Raw genomic sequence first — 17,032 nt, 5'->3', positions numbered from 1 at the left:
GAGGTATCTATGTTATTTGGTCATATATCTGACGCGGCAGTAATGCCTGAAATGAATTTGGTATTACGTAATATAATTAAAAAGGCACTCGCACTCGACCCATTCTCTTTAGAACCGGGAAGCTACCCTATTGATGATAATGATGTATTCATGAATGTAATGTCATTTGAAACACAATCTCGAGAACAAAAATGTGCAGAATTACATCATCGCTATATTGATATACAAATTTTACTATCCGGTGAGGAAGTTATAGATTACGGCGTTCGAAATTCGGCTAAAAATGCCACTGTTTACAGTGAAGCGGATGACTACCAACTCACAGATGTCATTGAAAATTGTCAAACATTGTCATTAACACCCTCTATGTTTGCTATTTTTATGCCTTATGAACCCCATAAACCAGGTATAGCAGCAGAGGAAGGAAACAGTATATTAAAAAAAGCAGTAATTAAGGTAAACCTTAATTTGCTGACAAGTTAATTTTCATCAGTTCCAATTAAACGCTTTATTTCTAATGCATCAATAAATTGTATATTGATGCAAATGGAATAAAGCGTTTTGTTATTATCACATAATTATAAGAGCAAGGCTTTTTTTAACCCGCCAGAATTGATACTCTTGTTAGCAGAATTCCATTCCCTTTGAACTTCGGCAAACAAGGATAATTTTCATGACAAAACAGTCAGTTACCAGACTGAAGCCAGGTAAAATACTCGACACACTAGGGGCAATGAAAAATAGCCTGACGCGAGTATCACAGCGTATTGCTGAATATATCCTGTTTCATCCTGTTGAAGTCACTCAGCTTTCCATCGCACAACTTTCCCAAGCGACTAAGGCGGGTGAGGCAACTGTAGTGCGTTTTTGCCGCACTTTAGGCTATAAGGGCTTTCAAGACTTTAAAATGGATTTAGCCATTGAAATGGCGACATCGGATAGTGAAGAATCACCAATCCTTGATGCTGAAGTTAGCCATCAGGATGATATCCATACTATAGGTTTAAAATTACAAGCAACCATCAATAATGTGTTATCAGAAACATTAAATTTACTTGATATGACGCAAGTTCAAGATGCTGTAAATGCGTTGCTATCATCGAATTATGTTTTTATCTGCGGTGTGGGTTCCTCAGGGATCACAGCAGAGGATCTAAAAAATAAACTGATGCGTATTGGATATCGAGTGGATGCTGTTACCAATAACCATTTTATGTATATGCAGGCTTCCTTATTGAAACCGGGTGATATCGCGATTGGTATCAGCCATTCCGGAAACTCACCGGAAACAGTTCATGCACTGAAACTTGCAAAAGAAGCAGGGGCTACCACAATTGCGCTAACGCATAATTTAGGTTCACACATTATGGAATATGCCAATTATTATCTGATTAATGGTAATCGACAGGGGAAATTACAAGGTGATTCTATTGGTACAAAAACAGCACAACTGTTCGTTTTAGACTTACTATATACCCTACTTGTCCAAGCTCAACCTGAAATGGTCAAAGAGCAAAAACTGCGTACACTAAATGCATTAAAAAATACCAATTCAGCATGAGTTTATAATCAGTGTTATGTGGTCTTGAACAAAAACCAGCTAAAGATCACACTTTCATTTTTCTCTTTCTTTAACGCTAATTTCATTATTGCGTTCTGAACGATTGAGCCTTAATATAGAGTAAAACTCCATATCATAATAAATAAAGAAATCAACCTCCAAAAAAGGAATGATAATGAAAAAACTCTCTGGATTAATCGCTGCACCTCATACACCTTTTGCTGCCGATGGCAGTATTAATTATCCTGTCATTGATAAAATTGCAGAACATCTTATTGCAAGTGGTGTCACTGGTGCTTACGTATTAGGAACAACAGGAGAAGGTATCCATTGTTCTGTCGAAGAACGCAAAAAAGTCGCTGAATGCTGGGCTGCTGCCAGTCAAGGACAACTAGATATCATTGTTCATACAGGTGCACTCAGTATTGCAGACACTATAGAGCTATCCCGTCATGCTGAAACGTTAGATATTCAAGCTACATCAGTAATTGGTCCTTGTTTCTTTAAACCAAGCAATGTAGATGACTTAGTTGAATATTGTCGTTTAGCAGCGATGAATTCGCCTTCTAAAGGCTTTTATTACTACCACTCTACTATGTCAGGTCTAAACATTGACATGGAAAAATTTTTACAAGCGGCAGGAAAAACAATTCCGAATTTATCCGGAATGAAATTTAATTCTCCTGATATGTATGAATTTCAACGTTGTTTACGTGTTGATGGCGGTAAATACGACATTCCATTTGGTGTAGATGAATTTATACCGGCAGGGTTAGCTTGTGGGGCGTTAAGCGCTGTAGGAAGCACCTATAACTATGCGGCTCCTTTATATCTTGAAATAATTGAGAAATTTAACACTGGTGATTACGATGGTATCGCTGCATGTATGGATAAAGTAATTGCAATTATTCGTGTGCTGGTAGAATACGGTGGTGTTGCTGCAGGTAAAGTTGCAATGCAATTACATGGTATTGATGTTGGTGACCCCCGCCGTCCACTACGCCCATTAACTGCAGCACAAAAAACGGATGCATTAGCAAAATTTAAAGCGGCCGGTTTTCTATAATTAACTTTACTCTTGTTGAGTATTAACAACACAAGCTTGTTTTTTTACATCTCCCCCATTTGATGATGACAGTGGCCTTCGAAGTGAAAGCCACTCTTTATTTCTTAAAATATTCCCCCAATCAGTTATCCGATTAAGCTGAATAACATCATGTGTAAAATCAAAAAAAGAATATATTGTCACCTATATAAGCAAATCATTTTTTATTACAGATAATTATATTTTACTACACTTGATTTTTTTATTTTTAGCAGTGAATAATGCAACCGCCCCCTGAATATTAACAGAAACATCTTCAAACAAAGAAGCAAGTGTCGTTTCAAGTGAATCCGCAGAGTCATAAACATTGCTAAAAATTCCTTTTTTATTATAGACTGACATTAGCTTACTTCCAAAACGATTATGCTTAACCCCCTTTCCAAGAATAGTCGCACCATATAAAGTGCCATCATCCTTAAGTGTTTCACTGATATTTATTATCGCTTGTTTCTTATCACTCATTTTCCCTGGCAAGCAATGTAATAAATAAAATATGGATACTGAATCAAATGCCCCTCTCAACTCACCAGTAAATCTATTAAAAATATCATGACAGAAACAAGAGTTTAATTTCTCATCAGAAATATATTTTTTAGCATATTCTAAACTGTGAATATTAAGATCGGAAAGTGATATTTTATTAATTTCATCTGCAGCTTTTTTTAAATAAAAACCAGTCCCAACACCAATATCCATATGGTTGTTACCAAGATGAGATTTAAAGTGAGGAATTAAAAATTCATCAGTATTACAACGCCATGCATAGTTATTAGATATATTTAGTACCCACCAATCATATAGAGCCAAAGAGAGAGGTGTATATACTTTAGAACCATCATTTGTGTTCAATGACATAAAATCTCCATAATGGAAAATATATATATTATTTTTTTATTATTTATTTTAATAGTCGAAAATAATGAGTGATAAGTCAGGTTATCATATGCTATAAGTGTAGGATTATATACTTGGTATTATTCAGAGTTATTTATATCACATCCCATCTTTAATCGGAAAAAACTCTGACAATTTCACACATGCGCCATTAAAATCATCTAAAGCTATATCTCCATCTATTCGCCCCATTCACACCATAGCCTAACAAAACAAATCAAAAAACCAATAAATATGCATATCATCTTTGGTATGCTTCATCTGTGATAACCATAAACCATATGTCTTTCTAAATAATTTATCAGAAACCATTTACACAGATACTGGATAAAACCCACAAGATCATGAAATACAAAATAACGAGATGTAATCATAACGATTAAAGCGGACATAATTCACGCAAGTAAATTAACAAGTTATATTTTTATTGTCAGTTTACCTCTTTCGAAGTATTTTCATTGAGCTAACGCTGTGTGGAAAATCATCTGCATCTCCCTTTCCTGAAGAGCGGGTATAATAGTCACCCTGAAAGTTTTTTTGAAAAACCGCATTGTCCATCCGAAATATCAAACGACATGATCTTGTTACCAAAATTATATGTACTAACATCATCAATACTTTCATTTACCAGCAAATACTGACCTGTTTGATCAAATCCATGAAATAATGCAATGGTAGAGAGCCTCTGGTGACAACTATCTCCATTACTCAGTGTCACAGTTGCTGTAATCTTTTGGTGTACAAAAATACTCTTACTGCCCTCTTTATTTTGACAAGATTGACTGGCATTGAATTGTGCTTGTATTTTTTACATCAACACTGGCATACATCTCGTTAAATGGGGTTAATACACGCCCGATTATCAGGGTAAGAGTACATAGAGGAATTCACCGTCACGTGAATATTATCAGCTATTGCAACCAAAGGTAGTCCTATCAATAAAAACAAACCTATAACTCGTTTTTTCATATTAAATTCCAAATCTATTTTCACCACTGCGGATCAAGGGGACCTGTATCTGGGCTATACCGAATCAGATGTCTTCCCCATATGCTTTACAGCTTTCAATTGATCATCATTCTGAATTAATCTGCCCTTTTTCAGATAGTTAATTTTTCAGCCATCAATTGTGCTTCATCTTCGCTGTGAGTCACTAACAGTGCTGTTTGCCCAGCTTCCCGCAAGATATCTCTCACTTCCAGCCCTAAACGTTAACGGCTACCTGGATCTAAGCTCGACAAAGGCTCATCTAACAACAATACCGCCGGTCATGGAGCGAAGGTCCGGAAGCCTGAACTCACGGGGTTGCTATAGCCTAACAAGCTGCGAATGACTTCCTGAACCGGCCCGACAGAAGTGCAGCCAGTTCAAGTTTGCCTGAGAGGGTAGATTTCATAGACCACCCCACCCGAGCTGAATTATTTACCGTGGTGGGGTGTCAGCTCAGAACATGGCAATCAATGTAGAAAAAAGAGGCATATTATGGGTCTTGACAAAAAGATAAAATAGATTTACTTTGAAAATCAATTCATTAAATAGCTGAATGTTCCCGAGTCTGGGCACCACATATTTAAAGAACCCGCCCCAAAAGGCGGTTTTTTGCTTTTATATTTCTAAGCTCAAGTTGAGTACTCGGCTAAAGAATCTGAAATCTATAATCTTTTTTTTATCTAACCTAAACACTTATTTCTATACCCTTTCGGTCTACTAGACATGGTTAGTCCGCCACTATACAGAATATTGATATACAATCAGCTATAATATAAAGTCAATTAACTTGACTTATACCAAATAACCAGGAATTACCTAAAAAAAACCAAACACTAAAGTTTATAATTAGATTATTATTCTCACCCTTTTCTCATTTCATCCATTAGACAGCCAAGCTTAACTCATATTACGTGTTTTTATTAGCCTATTGTCTTATCTAAGAACCTAAAAATAAGTTTTTATATTAATAGTTATGAAAATAAATCATTAAAAAACCACAATATCATTTTTTATTCCTAGCTATTGAGCTAAAAAAATAATCAAATACAATATTAATCAATAAGTGCTAATAATAATTTGTAATAAAAAGGTAACTAAGCCTTAATGTAATAAAACCTACTCAACCTTACCGAACAACTCACAATTTCTGCTTAACATATTGTTAAGTAATAAAAATAACCCCATAAAACAAAGTGCAAATAACTATAATGTTTAGAATAAGACTCTGCATATGAACCTAAAATAAATGACTTAATCTTATTTAAAACTTTCAATTAAGGAATACCTTATATTCTAAAATTTTCTTTTCGTCATAATTTACTCTTAGCTATAAAAATAGTTTTATGAATCAATGATACTAGGGTCAAGTTTCCTCATGAAAAAGAAAAAAGATACAACTTATTATATCAGCCAACTAGTTGGTAAATGCTTACAAGAATACCGGCAAGAATTAGGAATTAGTGGTGAGAACATTGCGAAAGAGTTAGGCATTAGCCAACAGCAATTATCGCGCTATGAACGAGGAGAGAATGCATTAACCGTAGATGTATTGTTTAAATTTATTCTTATACTCGGTATTAATTTCCCAGATTTTTACCATAGGCTATTCTATGTCGTGAGTCATCATCCTAAACTTTCACACTATATCACTAATTTAAATGGTTTTGGCTGGGAATTAGATGATTTGAAAGACTATTATAATTCAGCAATTGTATAACCTTTAGCGTAAAGAAATATTGTTTAATTTCTTTATTTTATATTATTATGAAAATCATGGAGTTTGCCTATAATCGATGAGAACAGCGCTATGTCTACCCCTTCTCCGACTGCATTTTCAAGGATAACTCGCACATCAGGACGCACGAATAGCATACTTACCATTGCTTTTCCTTTGTTATTTATTCTAATAACAACATTGATTTGGAGTGCAGAGCGAATTGTTCAACAAGAAACTAAACGCCTAGAAGTCGATTTTAGGTCACTAATAGGCTATATCAATGAACAAGAAAAGTTTTTACGATCTTTAAATAAGCAAAATCAAGATTTAATAGAGTTAGTTGAAAGCCGAACCTATGCAATACAAGAACAGTTCTTACCAACAAGGTCGCCATTATATCTACTCGAAGGTAAAGAATCTTTAGTTGCAATGCCATTTACCCTAGCTTGTGACAAGAGTTTAGAGTGTTCCAACGTTCCCAGTATATTATTTTCTTTAGGGGCCTATTTAGCTGATTACTATTCTACTTTTTGGGGAGGCTCATATTTTCCAGCTGCTGCAGTATTTTTTGTCAACGAACACGACCAAATTAGCATCAGCGTTCCTTCCGTTGGAACAGTTTTAGGAAATGAATCTATTTCTCCAAATTTGTATTACTCCGTCATTGATAGTATTAGAAAAAATTTACCTACTATTCATGCTCAATTTTTAGGATCACAAGAAAGCGATTCAAAAGACATTATCTGGTTACGTCCTGAGCCATTTGATCATATTCTCATTGGGATCATCCCTGCTGGTTTTGATGAACATTTATGGCAGAATGCTCACATTTCTCCTAAAAATATTTATGCAGTCAGTATGTTAAGCCAAGCAAGGCTTAGCGTGCTGGAGCGAATGTTAAACCCCACACTCACACATCAATTTTGGCTGATTCATGCAAAATATGGTCAGCTACTTGGAACAACCCAAGCACCTGAGGAAGAAGCATTAGAAGGTATTTTTTATACCAGAGATGGCCTAGTTCTTAAACTTTCATCTAAAACTGATGAATGGACTGGATATTATAGAATTAGTTATGCTGCTTTTTTTGAAGACAACCTGTGGCTTCCTATCAGTTTAGTTATTGCACTTTTCTTTAGCTTATTTTGTGGATGGGGATATCACCGCTGGTACCAACGAAAAATATTACAACCCGCAATAGACTCCCAGCAAGCTATCTTAGAAAATGAATCTTTTAACCAAACACTTATTGCGACAACCCCTATCGGCTTATGTGTAATAGATAAAGAAACCCAGCAGTTACGCTTTGCGAATGAGTTAGCTCGTTATTGGCTAAAAATAACCAATATATCTACTCCCCACGACTCAAATGAATATAATGAATTACTTATCAAGGTTCTTTCTGACACAGGACAGGTTAAAACTAATTTAAAGTCTGGGGAACATGTTCTTTATGTCGTAAGCACAGCAACTTATTACCAGCAGCGCCCTGTTATTTTATGCGCATTTACTGATATTACGATCCAAGCAGAAACTGAAAAACAACTTGATGATGCTAAGCGACTTGCAGAAGAAGCCAACCGAGCTAAATCCACATTTTTAGCAACAATGAGCCATGAAATACGAACCCCACTTTATGGTCTAATAGGTACATTAGAATTACTGGCAAATACCTCTCTTTCATCTCAACAAGCTCACTTTATTGATCGAATATCAACAACATCCCAATTACTTATGCAGTTAATTGGTGATATTTTAGATATTAGCAAAATAGAAGCTAATCAAATTCAAATTCATAATCAACCATTTGATTTATTAGAACTAGTACAACAAACTGTCCAACTATATCAAGGAATTGCTCAGCAAAAAGGGTTGCTCCTATTTGCTATTATTGACCCAAATGTACAAGCAAATAGAATTGGTGACTCTGCCCGACTGCAACAAATTTTAGGTAATTTACTCAGTAATGCGATTAAATTTACCCACAGAGGTACTGTTACTATTGAACTTAAAAGAAGTAATAAAAATAATATATTACTACGTGTCAGTGATACAGGTGTTGGAATTAGCCCTGAACAACAAATAAAATTATTTGAGCCATTTTATCAAGCTCATTCAGAAATTCATGCTTATGGTGGTACTGGCTTAGGCCTATTTATTTGCTCTAAGCTTATCAAATTGATGGATGGGCAAATAAGCTTACAAAGCGAAACTGGAGTTGGTAGCTCGTTTCTCGTGACACTACCTTTAGCACTCGATATACAGCAAACACACTGGCTATCACTCAAAAACACCAATATTTGGTTGCAAACCCCAAACCCATTATTGACTGAAAATATAACGCAATGGCTAAAACGTTGGGGGGCCAATGTATATTTCACAGAAAATAGCCTCCCCATAGATACCTCATCCGTTATTGCCGTCGGCATCTTAATTCCATCGTTTCCTCTGCCAACTAATTGGGATGGGCAACAATGGGTAAGCACTGAAATGAATTTCAGACTATCCGAGTTAAATCAGCAGTTATTCTTACTACAAAATAATAAAGAACCGATACCCCTTATTTGTCCAACATCTCGTATACAAACTCATATGCATAAATACCCGCTTCGCGTTTTAATTGCTGAAGATAACCCCATTAACCAAGTTGTTCTACAAGAGCAACTTGAACTACTTGGTTGTAAGGTATTTATTGCCAATGATGGTGAAGAAGCGTTGGTGATCTGGGATAACGAAATTGTTGATATCATCCTTACAGACGTTAATATGCCTTATCGTAATGGTTATGAGCTTGCACAGCAGCTGCGCAGTGAAGGCGAAACATGCCCGATTGTTGGTGTTACTGCTAATGGATTAAAAGAAGAAGAAGAGCGATGCCTAGAATCTGGAATGGATTCATGGCTTGTAAAACCTATAGAGCTAGAAACCTTAGTTCAATTGTTCAACCGTTTATTCCCGATTTACTCCTCCTCAGCTTCAGAAATAGGGCCAATAAAAGTGATTAACCCGCTAAATGGGGAAGATAGAGAAAAAATTATTCGTCATTTTGTGAGTGATATTACTCAATTTTGCCAAGCGGTTGAAAATAACAACACAGAAGAATTAAAACAGTTATCCCATCGTATCCGTGGTGCATTAATTAGTGTTGAACAACGTGAGTTAGCTAATCAGCTTCGTGAGTTTGAAACAGCATTAGATTCACGGACATCAACATACATTGATACCCAGATTAGTCAGAATATCTGCAACCAATTAGCTAATTGGATAAAAAAAATTAGTCAAACAAATGATGTGTGAGGCAATAACTAATTAACGCTTGATTATTATCAACACCCAATTTACGCATTGCAGCATTTTTCTGTAGGCTGATAGTTTTATCACTGCGGTTTAATTGCTTAGCAATATCAACAATAGGCTTACCTTGAACAAAAAGGCGCAGTACCTCAAGTTCACGAGGTGATAATGTCTTTACCCTATCATTTAATGTTACTGCATTACGGCTTTTTAATGTCGTTGTCATATCTGCAACAGGAACACGATATTGGCGACCTTGCCCCGCTAATGTGATAGCTTTCATTAGGTCACCTAATGGTGCCTCTTTTGACACCACCGCACTCACCCCAGAATCATATAACATTTGTACAATCATTGGGTTAGAAACCATCGTTAATACAATCACTGCAATATTTGGATATTGACGACGTAAAAATTGAATATAATTCTGTCCATCGCTAGATTGGGTATTATTAGGCATCATATAATCAGTTACGATCACATCAACCTCATTTTTTTTCAAAAAAGCAAATAGTTCAGCATCCTGAGTGTAAGCACCTAAAATGTCTAAATTCATTGATTGAGAAAGTGTATCTTTCAAACCTGAAAGCACAATGGGATGATCATCAACTAATACTAATTTGAGTTTTTTCATTTAATAATACTCAGCATCAGAATATGTATATTCAATATAACACCATAGAAAAAATGTCAATTAACACTCTTAATATGAAACAACAACTCGAACTGTTTTAGAAAACGGACCAGAAGCGATAGTACTGCCCGCTATCTTGCTTAATGTCGCAGTAAAAGGGACATTAATCGGTGATTGTGGCATGATTTCACCAATACTGTAGCTTTCATTATAGTTAATATCAGTTGAATTACGGGTTAATAGTGTTTGTAACCCATTGCCCATATCAAGATATTTTCCACCTAGCACCGTATTATTATTGGGTTCAAAACGTACTGATATATTTAGCCCTGTTTCGCAGTCTTGTGGCACTGACATACCTAAATTAAAAGTTCGGCTAACCACTTCTCCCGCATTCATTTGTTTAGGTGAAATTGAGTCAAAGTTTACACTTCCCCCATTAGAAGCCGTGATATTCACCGCAGGTGCAGGGCAGAGCAAGGTTAAGTTACCTTTAATGCGCACATAAGTTGGCCCGCCTAAATCCTTACCTAAATAATCCACATGGGTTCCTAATAAAAATAGCCCTGTATCAAAAGGTTTAAGAGCGTTTGCCCCCTTATAAACATAAAAGTTATACATGAAAGCAATATTGCGTGTAATTCCTGTTTCTGGTTGACTCCAATACCCCAAATAAATATTTGGAACAGTTGGGTTGGTTATCGTTACTGGACTAGGAGATGAAATTGCATTTTGTTGCGTCACACTGACACCACTATTAATCAATAATGTTTTAATTGCAGTTGGCATTGTATTTTTAAAGTAAACGGCATTAGTTGTACTTGATGAGCCAGTAAACTCACATCTCACTGATATATATGAGCTCAATGCTGATGTCAATAAGGTACCATTTGGAATTGAAGTACTACTATTTGTAATATCAAAGGTTAATTCTTGTTCTATAGTTGTAGCTCCTGAACTCGGTATACAATTATTAACCGCAGCTACTGATTGAAAACTTAGCAAAAATAAAAATAATATAGCGAATGAATTTATTTTATTAAAAATTAACATAATTTATCTCTTATCCTTTTCATTTGATAAGGAGCAAGTTGTATTACATGTATATTTCAATAAGTTTGGTGTTCCATAATCATCAATATAAGTAATAACCATTTTCGGCGATTTCACTTGTTTATCTGATAGAAAATATGTTGAATTGCTATTTGGCTTTATGACAATTTCTTTAAAATCAGGAACTTTAGATTCATTATCATTAACATTAATCACAACAATGTGATAGGGTGTCTGGTTAGTTAATTTTAACGAGTTTCCCATTTTTTCCACTTTCAATTCTTTCTGCCAGTCATTGTTAGGGTATTTTTTCAATTCACTTGGACGATAAAATAATTTAAAGCGTGATTGAATAACAATTTCAACAGCATTTTCTAGTTTAGTTTTCGGTGGAATACCCAAGACATTAAAGTAAAATAAAGACTCTTGGTTGTTCGGTATTTTCACGTCATTTTTTGATAAACTAATTCTAACCTGTTTCTTTTGATTCGCTTCAACACGTTGCAGTAAAGGCAAAGCAATTAGTGGCTCTGAAATTTTTTCACCATTTTCATTCTCGACCCATGACTGAACTAAATAAGGGTCTTTTTTATCAATATTCTCAATCACAACGCTAACACCTTTACTTGCTTCATCATAAATAACGCGAGTACGGTCAACAGAAATTGATGCATGTGTGTATGTGCTAATCAAGATTAAAGCACTTATTATTAATTTAAATTTTTTCATGATTTTCTATTCTTTATTACAGGTTATATTCTTACTGGCTAAATGGCTTTGTTTTCCTAACATAATTCGACATGACTGGTCACCACTCCATTTAACCGTTAATTTTTGATCTGGTTGGAAGCCCGTTAAATAAACTTGCCCTTCCTCTGCAATCATTCCCAATACACTATTATTATCAGAGCCATAAACTAAAGCACCAAATGGAGGCGTATTTCCGTCAGGGAATTTAATTGTAACTAACGCTTTTTCCCCCACTAATGTATTGAGTTTTGAATAACCAACCGCACCATCAGTTAAATTTGATTCAATCACGCTGTCATCAATGCTGACATTGTCTGGTACATTATTAAGGTCTACATACTGGGTCGACCTATAATAGGTTGGAACATTACTAATTGCGGCTAAACCAAACCCATTCGTAACTGATTCATTTTTATTAATTGATACCCCTTTCGCTTTATCTGTATCAATAACCATACGAGCTTGGTTATCATAAACTCGTCGGTGTAAGACTGGGCCTTGGTTGGTAATCGTCAAGGAGCCATCTAGTGACCCACTTAATGTATGGTAATCTTCACCATACGATCCCGTTAGTTGTGCAGTACCATATTGCGTATCACGATAAACGGATGCATTCATTGCCGCATTTTCAAAAAGGTCTTTACTTGATAAACCTAAGCTAACATTATTGTCATTAATTTTAGAATTGTAATTAATATTACTATTATATTTTTTATCAATATCATTATAAGAACTAAAGTATTGAATCCGTGAGTTTCTTTCACCACCAAATGGTATACTTAACGAAAGATATGCTTGCTTAGAGCGTTTACCTTTTACGTAGCTACTTTCACCAATTGATAATGATAAAATCGCATTATTTATAAAACTTGTATTTATGGTTTTATTAAACGATAAATTGAGAGTATTGTTATTTTTTGATTCTTTCCAATAACTTTCCCGTGAGTAACTTAAACTTATATCTGCCTGTAAATCAGGGAGTTGTTGTGTAAAAGAAGTCGTAAATACATTTTTCTGCCGATAATGTGGCGTTAACGGAGTTTCTTTTAAGCTAATATAATCATTCACTGACATAAAGCCTTCATTAGAAAACTGGTACCCTGTTAAATCCAATCGACTTGAATTCGAAAAACGTTTTGCATAATTAATACGGTAACTTTCACCAGTACGTAAAGCGATATCCTGTAGTTGATTCTTCGACTGTGTAATATCAAAAGATATTGCACCAAAGCGTTCCATATTTACCCCAACACCTGCATTATAGGCATGATATTCATCATTAGAGGTTGCAAAAATACCACCAAAAATAGATAAATTGTTGAGGATCCCCCAAGAAGCTTCAGTTGATATAAAGTCATCATTGATGTTTTTATATCCCATTGGGTCTAACCGGCCTGCATTCAGTTTATATTGCACCATGCCTGGGCGTGTTAAAAAAGGAATATTGGTCGAGGAAACTTGGTACTCACGTATAGAGCCATCTTCTTCTGTAATTTTAACATCAAGAGTCCCTGATAAAGAGGAACTCAAATTATCAATTGAAAAAGGCCCTGGTGCCACTTTCATTTGATTCAAGATACGTCCATTTTGTGAGATAGTGACTGTCGCATTACTTGTCGCGGTTCCTGTGACACTCGGTGCATACCCCCTTAGAGAAGCCGGTAGCATGTTCTCATCCGTAAAGACACTAACGCCGCTAAAGCGTACAGAATCAAATACATTACTTACTGTATAATACTTACCCGCAAAAAATTTTGCGGATAAACTAGGTAAATCTGTAAATAAATAAGTTTGCACCCATTTAAAATTATCATTTTTATTATCATTAAAATCTTTTTGATATTGATAATTACTGCGAACACGCCAACGCCCTACATTCGCACCAATAGAACCGAATGAGCTAAAATTATTAATATCTCGAGTATTCTTATACTTAATATAGTTTTCAACAAAGTTGTAATCCAATACGAGTGCATTAACTCCAACTTCCCGCTGCATGGGCGGAACCCAATTGTCATCAGAATACTGAAAATAAGCTTGAGGTATTGAAAGCATTAACTCTTGCTTTTCATCATCGAATCTTGCCTGAATATTTTTATCCTGTGATGCAAGATCATAACACTGACCATTTTCCCATGTTGGTACTTCTTTAATAAATTCTTCTTTTAACCCAATAACTTCTACTAAGTTTCTAGAAATACAAGGTTGTATATTTTCGTCTTTATTTAAAAAATTTATTTGATCAAAATAATTGATTCTTCGACCATTTACCGATACATTAGAAAAATAAGAACCTTCACTAATTTTATTTTTCTCAAATGCACTTAAATCTATATTAGTATTACCCAAAATAGATAATGCGTCTTCATTAAATTGAACAGAATCCGCATTAACATAGTAAGTGTAAAATAATAAACTAGATACTAAACTAGTCACTATGTTTTTATTAAAATTGTTCTTTTTCATTAGCCGCAATATTCTATAATGAATTTATTGAATGAACTCATATAACTGAAAATGCTGTGAAGCAATTGCTATACACAGCATAATCAGCAAATATAAGATTTATTATTTTTTTAATGTTTTTATATTAATACTTATTGGTAATCTAAAACGTAAGCGACTGTAGATTTAACAGAACCGGCTGTAGCTGCACCTAATGCCTGCATACGAGCAGATAAATTAATAACATTTGTCCCTGCGTTTAAGCTTTGCTCAACAGTATCATTTGTTTTTAAATTTGTTCCACTTGCATTTTGGAATAACACACCAACATTGGTAGCAGTACCAGTACTTGCCCATAAGGTGCCAGCTGCATCCATTTGGCCCGTAAATTTAACTGTTACTTTAGAATAATCAGTACCACTTGCGGTAGGGTCCAAAATACAATCCGTTAATTCTAATGTGAAATCAACATTTGGACCTTGTGAACCAGCTGTTTGTAATGATGCCGCTGGAACAGAACCTAATTGAACTTCTTTGTTAACAGAAGAAGGAGCAATGGTACAAGCACCAGTATTCACAGTACCATTGAATTCAATAGTACCGCTTCCTACATCCGCAGCAAATGAAGTTGATGCAGCAGTGAATGTTAATGCGATAATTGAAGATGCTAATAGCGTCTTTTTCATTTTAAACCCTTATTTCATGATATTATTAATATATACTAAGGCAATACCTTAGTTGGTACACAGCCATATCAATAGTTTTATTGATATAACTAGAATTTAGTTAACTTTATTCTTATCATTATTTTAATGACTTGAGATGTTCGATAACATGTGAAGTAATATAACCACTAATATGAACCGTAAATATAAGGAGATCCTTAAAACAAATACTAACCTTCATTTTTTTTATTGTTTGAATAAAAACCATGACTTAATAATGAGTTATATTCAGAGGTCCAGCTATTTGATTGTTCTAAATCTATATCTTCAAGGAAATAATGAACACTGACTTTAAGGAAGTCTGCAATCATAACTAAAGAATCAATATCTATTCTGTTAATACCTCGTTCATAGCGAGAAAACTGCTGTTGACTAACATTCAAAGCCATTGCCACTTCAGTTCCTGTTAATCCATACTCCCTTCTAAGCTTCTTTATTCTGCTCCCTACTATTTTGGCAATAGGATATCTAGCTGCCATTTTTATTTCCTTTCTGAAAAATACAAAGTAGATACTGAATAACGTAAGAATAACTAACTGCGAGCAATACTAATTAAATAAAATAAAAATAACAAACTCACATACGAGTAATAAATAAAACCAAACATTAATTTTATTTATTGAAAATGCTGATTATTAACTATTAATATCTGGTTACCCTTAATATAAGTAAGGTTTATGAAACAATGTCTAACGAACTCGTCATTTTTCGGGTAAACACCATCACTAAATATAGTTACTTATCTCATATATTTAAAAAAAACAGTTTTTTTATCCAACAAGTCTTAAACGCCACATGTCATTAATTAACAAGATGTTAACATTTTCTTTTTAATGGAATTTTATATCACCAAAACTTGGTTATACCCGTACCTAAAAAAATAATAAACTTTAAGACTATAAACTTTCTTGAGGCTTTATTAAGCCCTTAACTAAATGCCCTACCTATTGAAGTTATTAAGATTATTCATTCCTACATTCTTTAAATATTTCGTTATTATCCATATCATTTTTATTAGTTAACCATAATAGAATAAAAAAATGGAATAAAAACAATATTCTCAAGAATCGTAGAAATGTTTTAAATTCTTAAACATGGTGCGCCAAGTACATCTGAATTTAAGGCAGCACTAAAAGCAGAGTCTTTTGGTCGGCGCCTCCTAGTTAGTATGAATTTTTTACCTTCGTTTTTGGCATCTTCAACTAATTTTCTCACTAGCTCTAGATTACTCGGTTTTATCAGAAAGTACTCCATTTTCAATATTCCATTAATTCGTTCCGCTAAAGCATTTTGGCAACAATCGTAGCTATCTATCATAGAATATTGAATATTATGTTCTTTATGTATTTCCTGATACTCCGAAGAACAAGATTGTATCCCCCGACCTTAATGATGGATCAGCTTTCTTTCGCTCCTCAATCCTATCCAGTATTTTGTAATAGCCCTGTCGACTGATTTGCATAAAGTGACAAGCTATTGTTACGTTGAGGTTGTAATCCTTTTTTCTTTAATAGTAGAAAACCCACATTTTCATCCCATATTCGCCCTAGAAATGCATGGGATAAATAAGTCCCGTAATAGTTCCATTAGACATGATATATTCTAACCAATTGTTTTGTAATAAATTTTGTTTTATCTACTTTACCGGATAAAAATAAGTGAAAAACATCAGAATATCGCCTTCATTTAACCCCATCAAAAATAACATTATAAAACAAACGATTAGACTAGTTTTCTATGCGAGTTAATTAATCTAACGCGATAAAGTCATTTCAAACTCATAAACGGATGTAAATAAATATCTCAATAACTCGGTTTTTGATTATTTAAGATATATTTCACTGCCCAAATACTCTTGTAATGT

The 17,032-nt window shown here is 34.5% G+C and carries 12 protein-coding genes and 1 pseudogene; 5 read left to right on the top strand and 8 right to left on the bottom strand.

The window, feature by feature from the left end:
• Nucleotides 1-9 precede the first annotated feature (9 nt).
• The 3 genes from nanQ to PSE83_RS16845 all read left to right on the top strand — a co-directional run bounded on the left by nanQ (nucleotide 10) and on the right by PSE83_RS16845 (nucleotide 2,627).
• On the top strand, nucleotides 10-483 hold the full coding sequence (nanQ, locus tag PSE83_RS16855; protein WP_004258903.1) for an N-acetylneuraminate anomerase: 474 nt from the start codon (nucleotides 10-12) through the stop codon (nucleotides 481-483).
• A 190-nt stretch (nucleotides 484-673) separates the two neighbouring features.
• Nucleotides 674-1,561 carry a MurR/RpiR family transcriptional regulator gene (locus PSE83_RS16850; RefSeq protein WP_004258907.1) on the top strand — a complete coding sequence of 296 codons (888 nt, stop codon included), beginning with the start codon at nucleotides 674-676 and terminating at the stop codon, nucleotides 1,559-1,561.
• 175 nt (nucleotides 1,562-1,736) lie between these two features.
• Entirely contained in the window at nucleotides 1,737-2,627 is an 891-nt protein-coding gene (locus PSE83_RS16845) for a dihydrodipicolinate synthase family protein (protein ID WP_036958048.1), read from the top strand.
• 216 nt (nucleotides 2,628-2,843) lie between these two features.
• Here PSE83_RS16845 and PSE83_RS16840 read toward each other — a convergent pair whose 3' ends face one another.
• The gene (locus tag PSE83_RS16840) at nucleotides 2,844-3,521 is read right to left on the bottom strand and encodes a class I SAM-dependent methyltransferase (RefSeq protein WP_110591177.1); all 678 of its coding nucleotides are present in this window, start codon (nucleotides 3,519-3,521) and stop codon (nucleotides 2,844-2,846) included.
• A 1,062-nt stretch (nucleotides 3,522-4,583) separates the two neighbouring features.
• Nucleotides 4,584-4,828 (bottom strand): annotated as a pseudogene (locus tag PSE83_RS16835) (hypothetical protein); the annotation flags it as partial.
• A gap of 1,097 nt (nucleotides 4,829-5,925) precedes the next feature.
• On the opposite strand from PSE83_RS16835, the gene PSE83_RS16830 reads away from it, so the two are divergent.
• Entirely contained in the window at nucleotides 5,926-6,267 is a 342-nt protein-coding gene (locus PSE83_RS16830) for a helix-turn-helix domain-containing protein (protein ID WP_036958050.1), read from the top strand.
• Nucleotides 6,268-6,357: 90 nt separating this feature from the next.
• On the top strand, nucleotides 6,358-9,564 hold the full coding sequence (locus PSE83_RS16825) for an ATP-binding protein (RefSeq protein WP_272660998.1): 3,207 nt from the start codon (nucleotides 6,358-6,360) through the stop codon (nucleotides 9,562-9,564).
• On the opposite strand, the gene PSE83_RS16820 is transcribed toward PSE83_RS16825, so the two are convergent.
• The 6 genes from PSE83_RS16820 to PSE83_RS16795 form a co-directional block, all read right to left on the bottom strand.
• Nucleotides 9,542-10,195 carry a response regulator transcription factor gene (locus PSE83_RS16820; protein ID WP_004258940.1) on the bottom strand — a complete coding sequence of 218 codons (654 nt, stop codon included), beginning with the start codon at nucleotides 10,193-10,195 and terminating at the stop codon, nucleotides 9,542-9,544. The two genes, PSE83_RS16825 and PSE83_RS16820, sit on opposite strands and share 23 nt — an antisense overlap.
• A gap of 69 nt (nucleotides 10,196-10,264) precedes the next feature.
• Complete coding sequence (locus PSE83_RS16815) at nucleotides 10,265-11,248, bottom strand: fimbrial protein (RefSeq protein WP_096864370.1); 984 nt, start codon at nucleotides 11,246-11,248, stop codon at nucleotides 10,265-10,267.
• Nucleotides 11,249-11,251: 3 nt separating this feature from the next.
• Nucleotides 11,252-11,977 (bottom strand): fimbrial biogenesis chaperone, encoded by a 726-nt coding sequence (locus tag PSE83_RS16810; RefSeq protein WP_164565540.1) that lies wholly within the window; start codon nucleotides 11,975-11,977, stop codon nucleotides 11,252-11,254.
• Nucleotides 11,978-11,983: 6 nt separating this feature from the next.
• Nucleotides 11,984-14,464, bottom strand: coding sequence for a fimbria/pilus outer membrane usher protein (locus tag PSE83_RS16805; RefSeq protein WP_004258952.1), 2,481 nt, complete (start codon nucleotides 14,462-14,464; stop codon nucleotides 11,984-11,986).
• A gap of 131 nt (nucleotides 14,465-14,595) precedes the next feature.
• Nucleotides 14,596-15,129, bottom strand: a complete 534-nt coding sequence (locus PSE83_RS16800; RefSeq protein WP_004258955.1) for a fimbrial protein — start codon at nucleotides 15,127-15,129, stop codon at nucleotides 14,596-14,598.
• Between the two features lie 209 nt (nucleotides 15,130-15,338).
• A complete protein-coding gene (locus PSE83_RS16795; protein ID WP_004258958.1) occupies nucleotides 15,339-15,647 on the bottom strand; it encodes a helix-turn-helix domain-containing protein in 309 nt (102 codons plus the stop codon).
• Between the last annotated feature and the right edge of the window lie 1,385 nt (nucleotides 15,648-17,032).

Origin of the sequence: Providencia sp. PROV150 (assembly GCF_028481025.1) — a bacterium.
Lineage (GTDB): Bacteria > Pseudomonadota > Gammaproteobacteria > Enterobacterales > Enterobacteriaceae > Providencia > Providencia hangzhouensis.
Note: the sequence above shows the minus strand (reverse complement) of the source record. Positions and strands in the feature narration are given on the sequence as shown.

Bases quoted from the DNA above. Each gene is read 5' to 3' on its own strand.
- nanQ (WP_004258903.1), top strand. From the start codon at position 10: ATGTTATTTGGTCATATATCTGACGCGGCAGTAATGCCTGAAATGAAT.
- PSE83_RS16850 (WP_004258907.1), top strand. From the start codon at position 674: ATGACAAAACAGTCAGTTACCAGACTGAAGCCAGGTAAAATACTCGAC.
- PSE83_RS16845 (WP_036958048.1), top strand. From the start codon at position 1,737: ATGAAAAAACTCTCTGGATTAATCGCTGCACCTCATACACCTTTTGCT.
- PSE83_RS16840 (WP_110591177.1), bottom strand. From the start codon at position 3,521: ATGTCATTGAACACAAATGATGGTTCTAAAGTATATACACCTCTCTCT.
- PSE83_RS16830 (WP_036958050.1), top strand. From the start codon at position 5,926: ATGAAAAAGAAAAAAGATACAACTTATTATATCAGCCAACTAGTTGGT.
- PSE83_RS16825 (WP_272660998.1), top strand. From the start codon at position 6,358: ATGTCTACCCCTTCTCCGACTGCATTTTCAAGGATAACTCGCACATCA.
- PSE83_RS16820 (WP_004258940.1), bottom strand. From the start codon at position 10,195: ATGAAAAAACTCAAATTAGTATTAGTTGATGATCATCCCATTGTGCTT.
- PSE83_RS16815 (WP_096864370.1), bottom strand. From the start codon at position 11,248: ATGTTAATTTTTAATAAAATAAATTCATTCGCTATATTATTTTTATTT.
- PSE83_RS16810 (WP_164565540.1), bottom strand. From the start codon at position 11,977: ATGAAAAAATTTAAATTAATAATAAGTGCTTTAATCTTGATTAGCACA.
- PSE83_RS16805 (WP_004258952.1), bottom strand. From the start codon at position 14,464: ATGAAAAAGAACAATTTTAATAAAAACATAGTGACTAGTTTAGTATCT.
- PSE83_RS16800 (WP_004258955.1), bottom strand. From the start codon at position 15,129: ATGAAAAAGACGCTATTAGCATCTTCAATTATCGCATTAACATTCACT.
- PSE83_RS16795 (WP_004258958.1), bottom strand. From the start codon at position 15,647: ATGGCAGCTAGATATCCTATTGCCAAAATAGTAGGGAGCAGAATAAAG.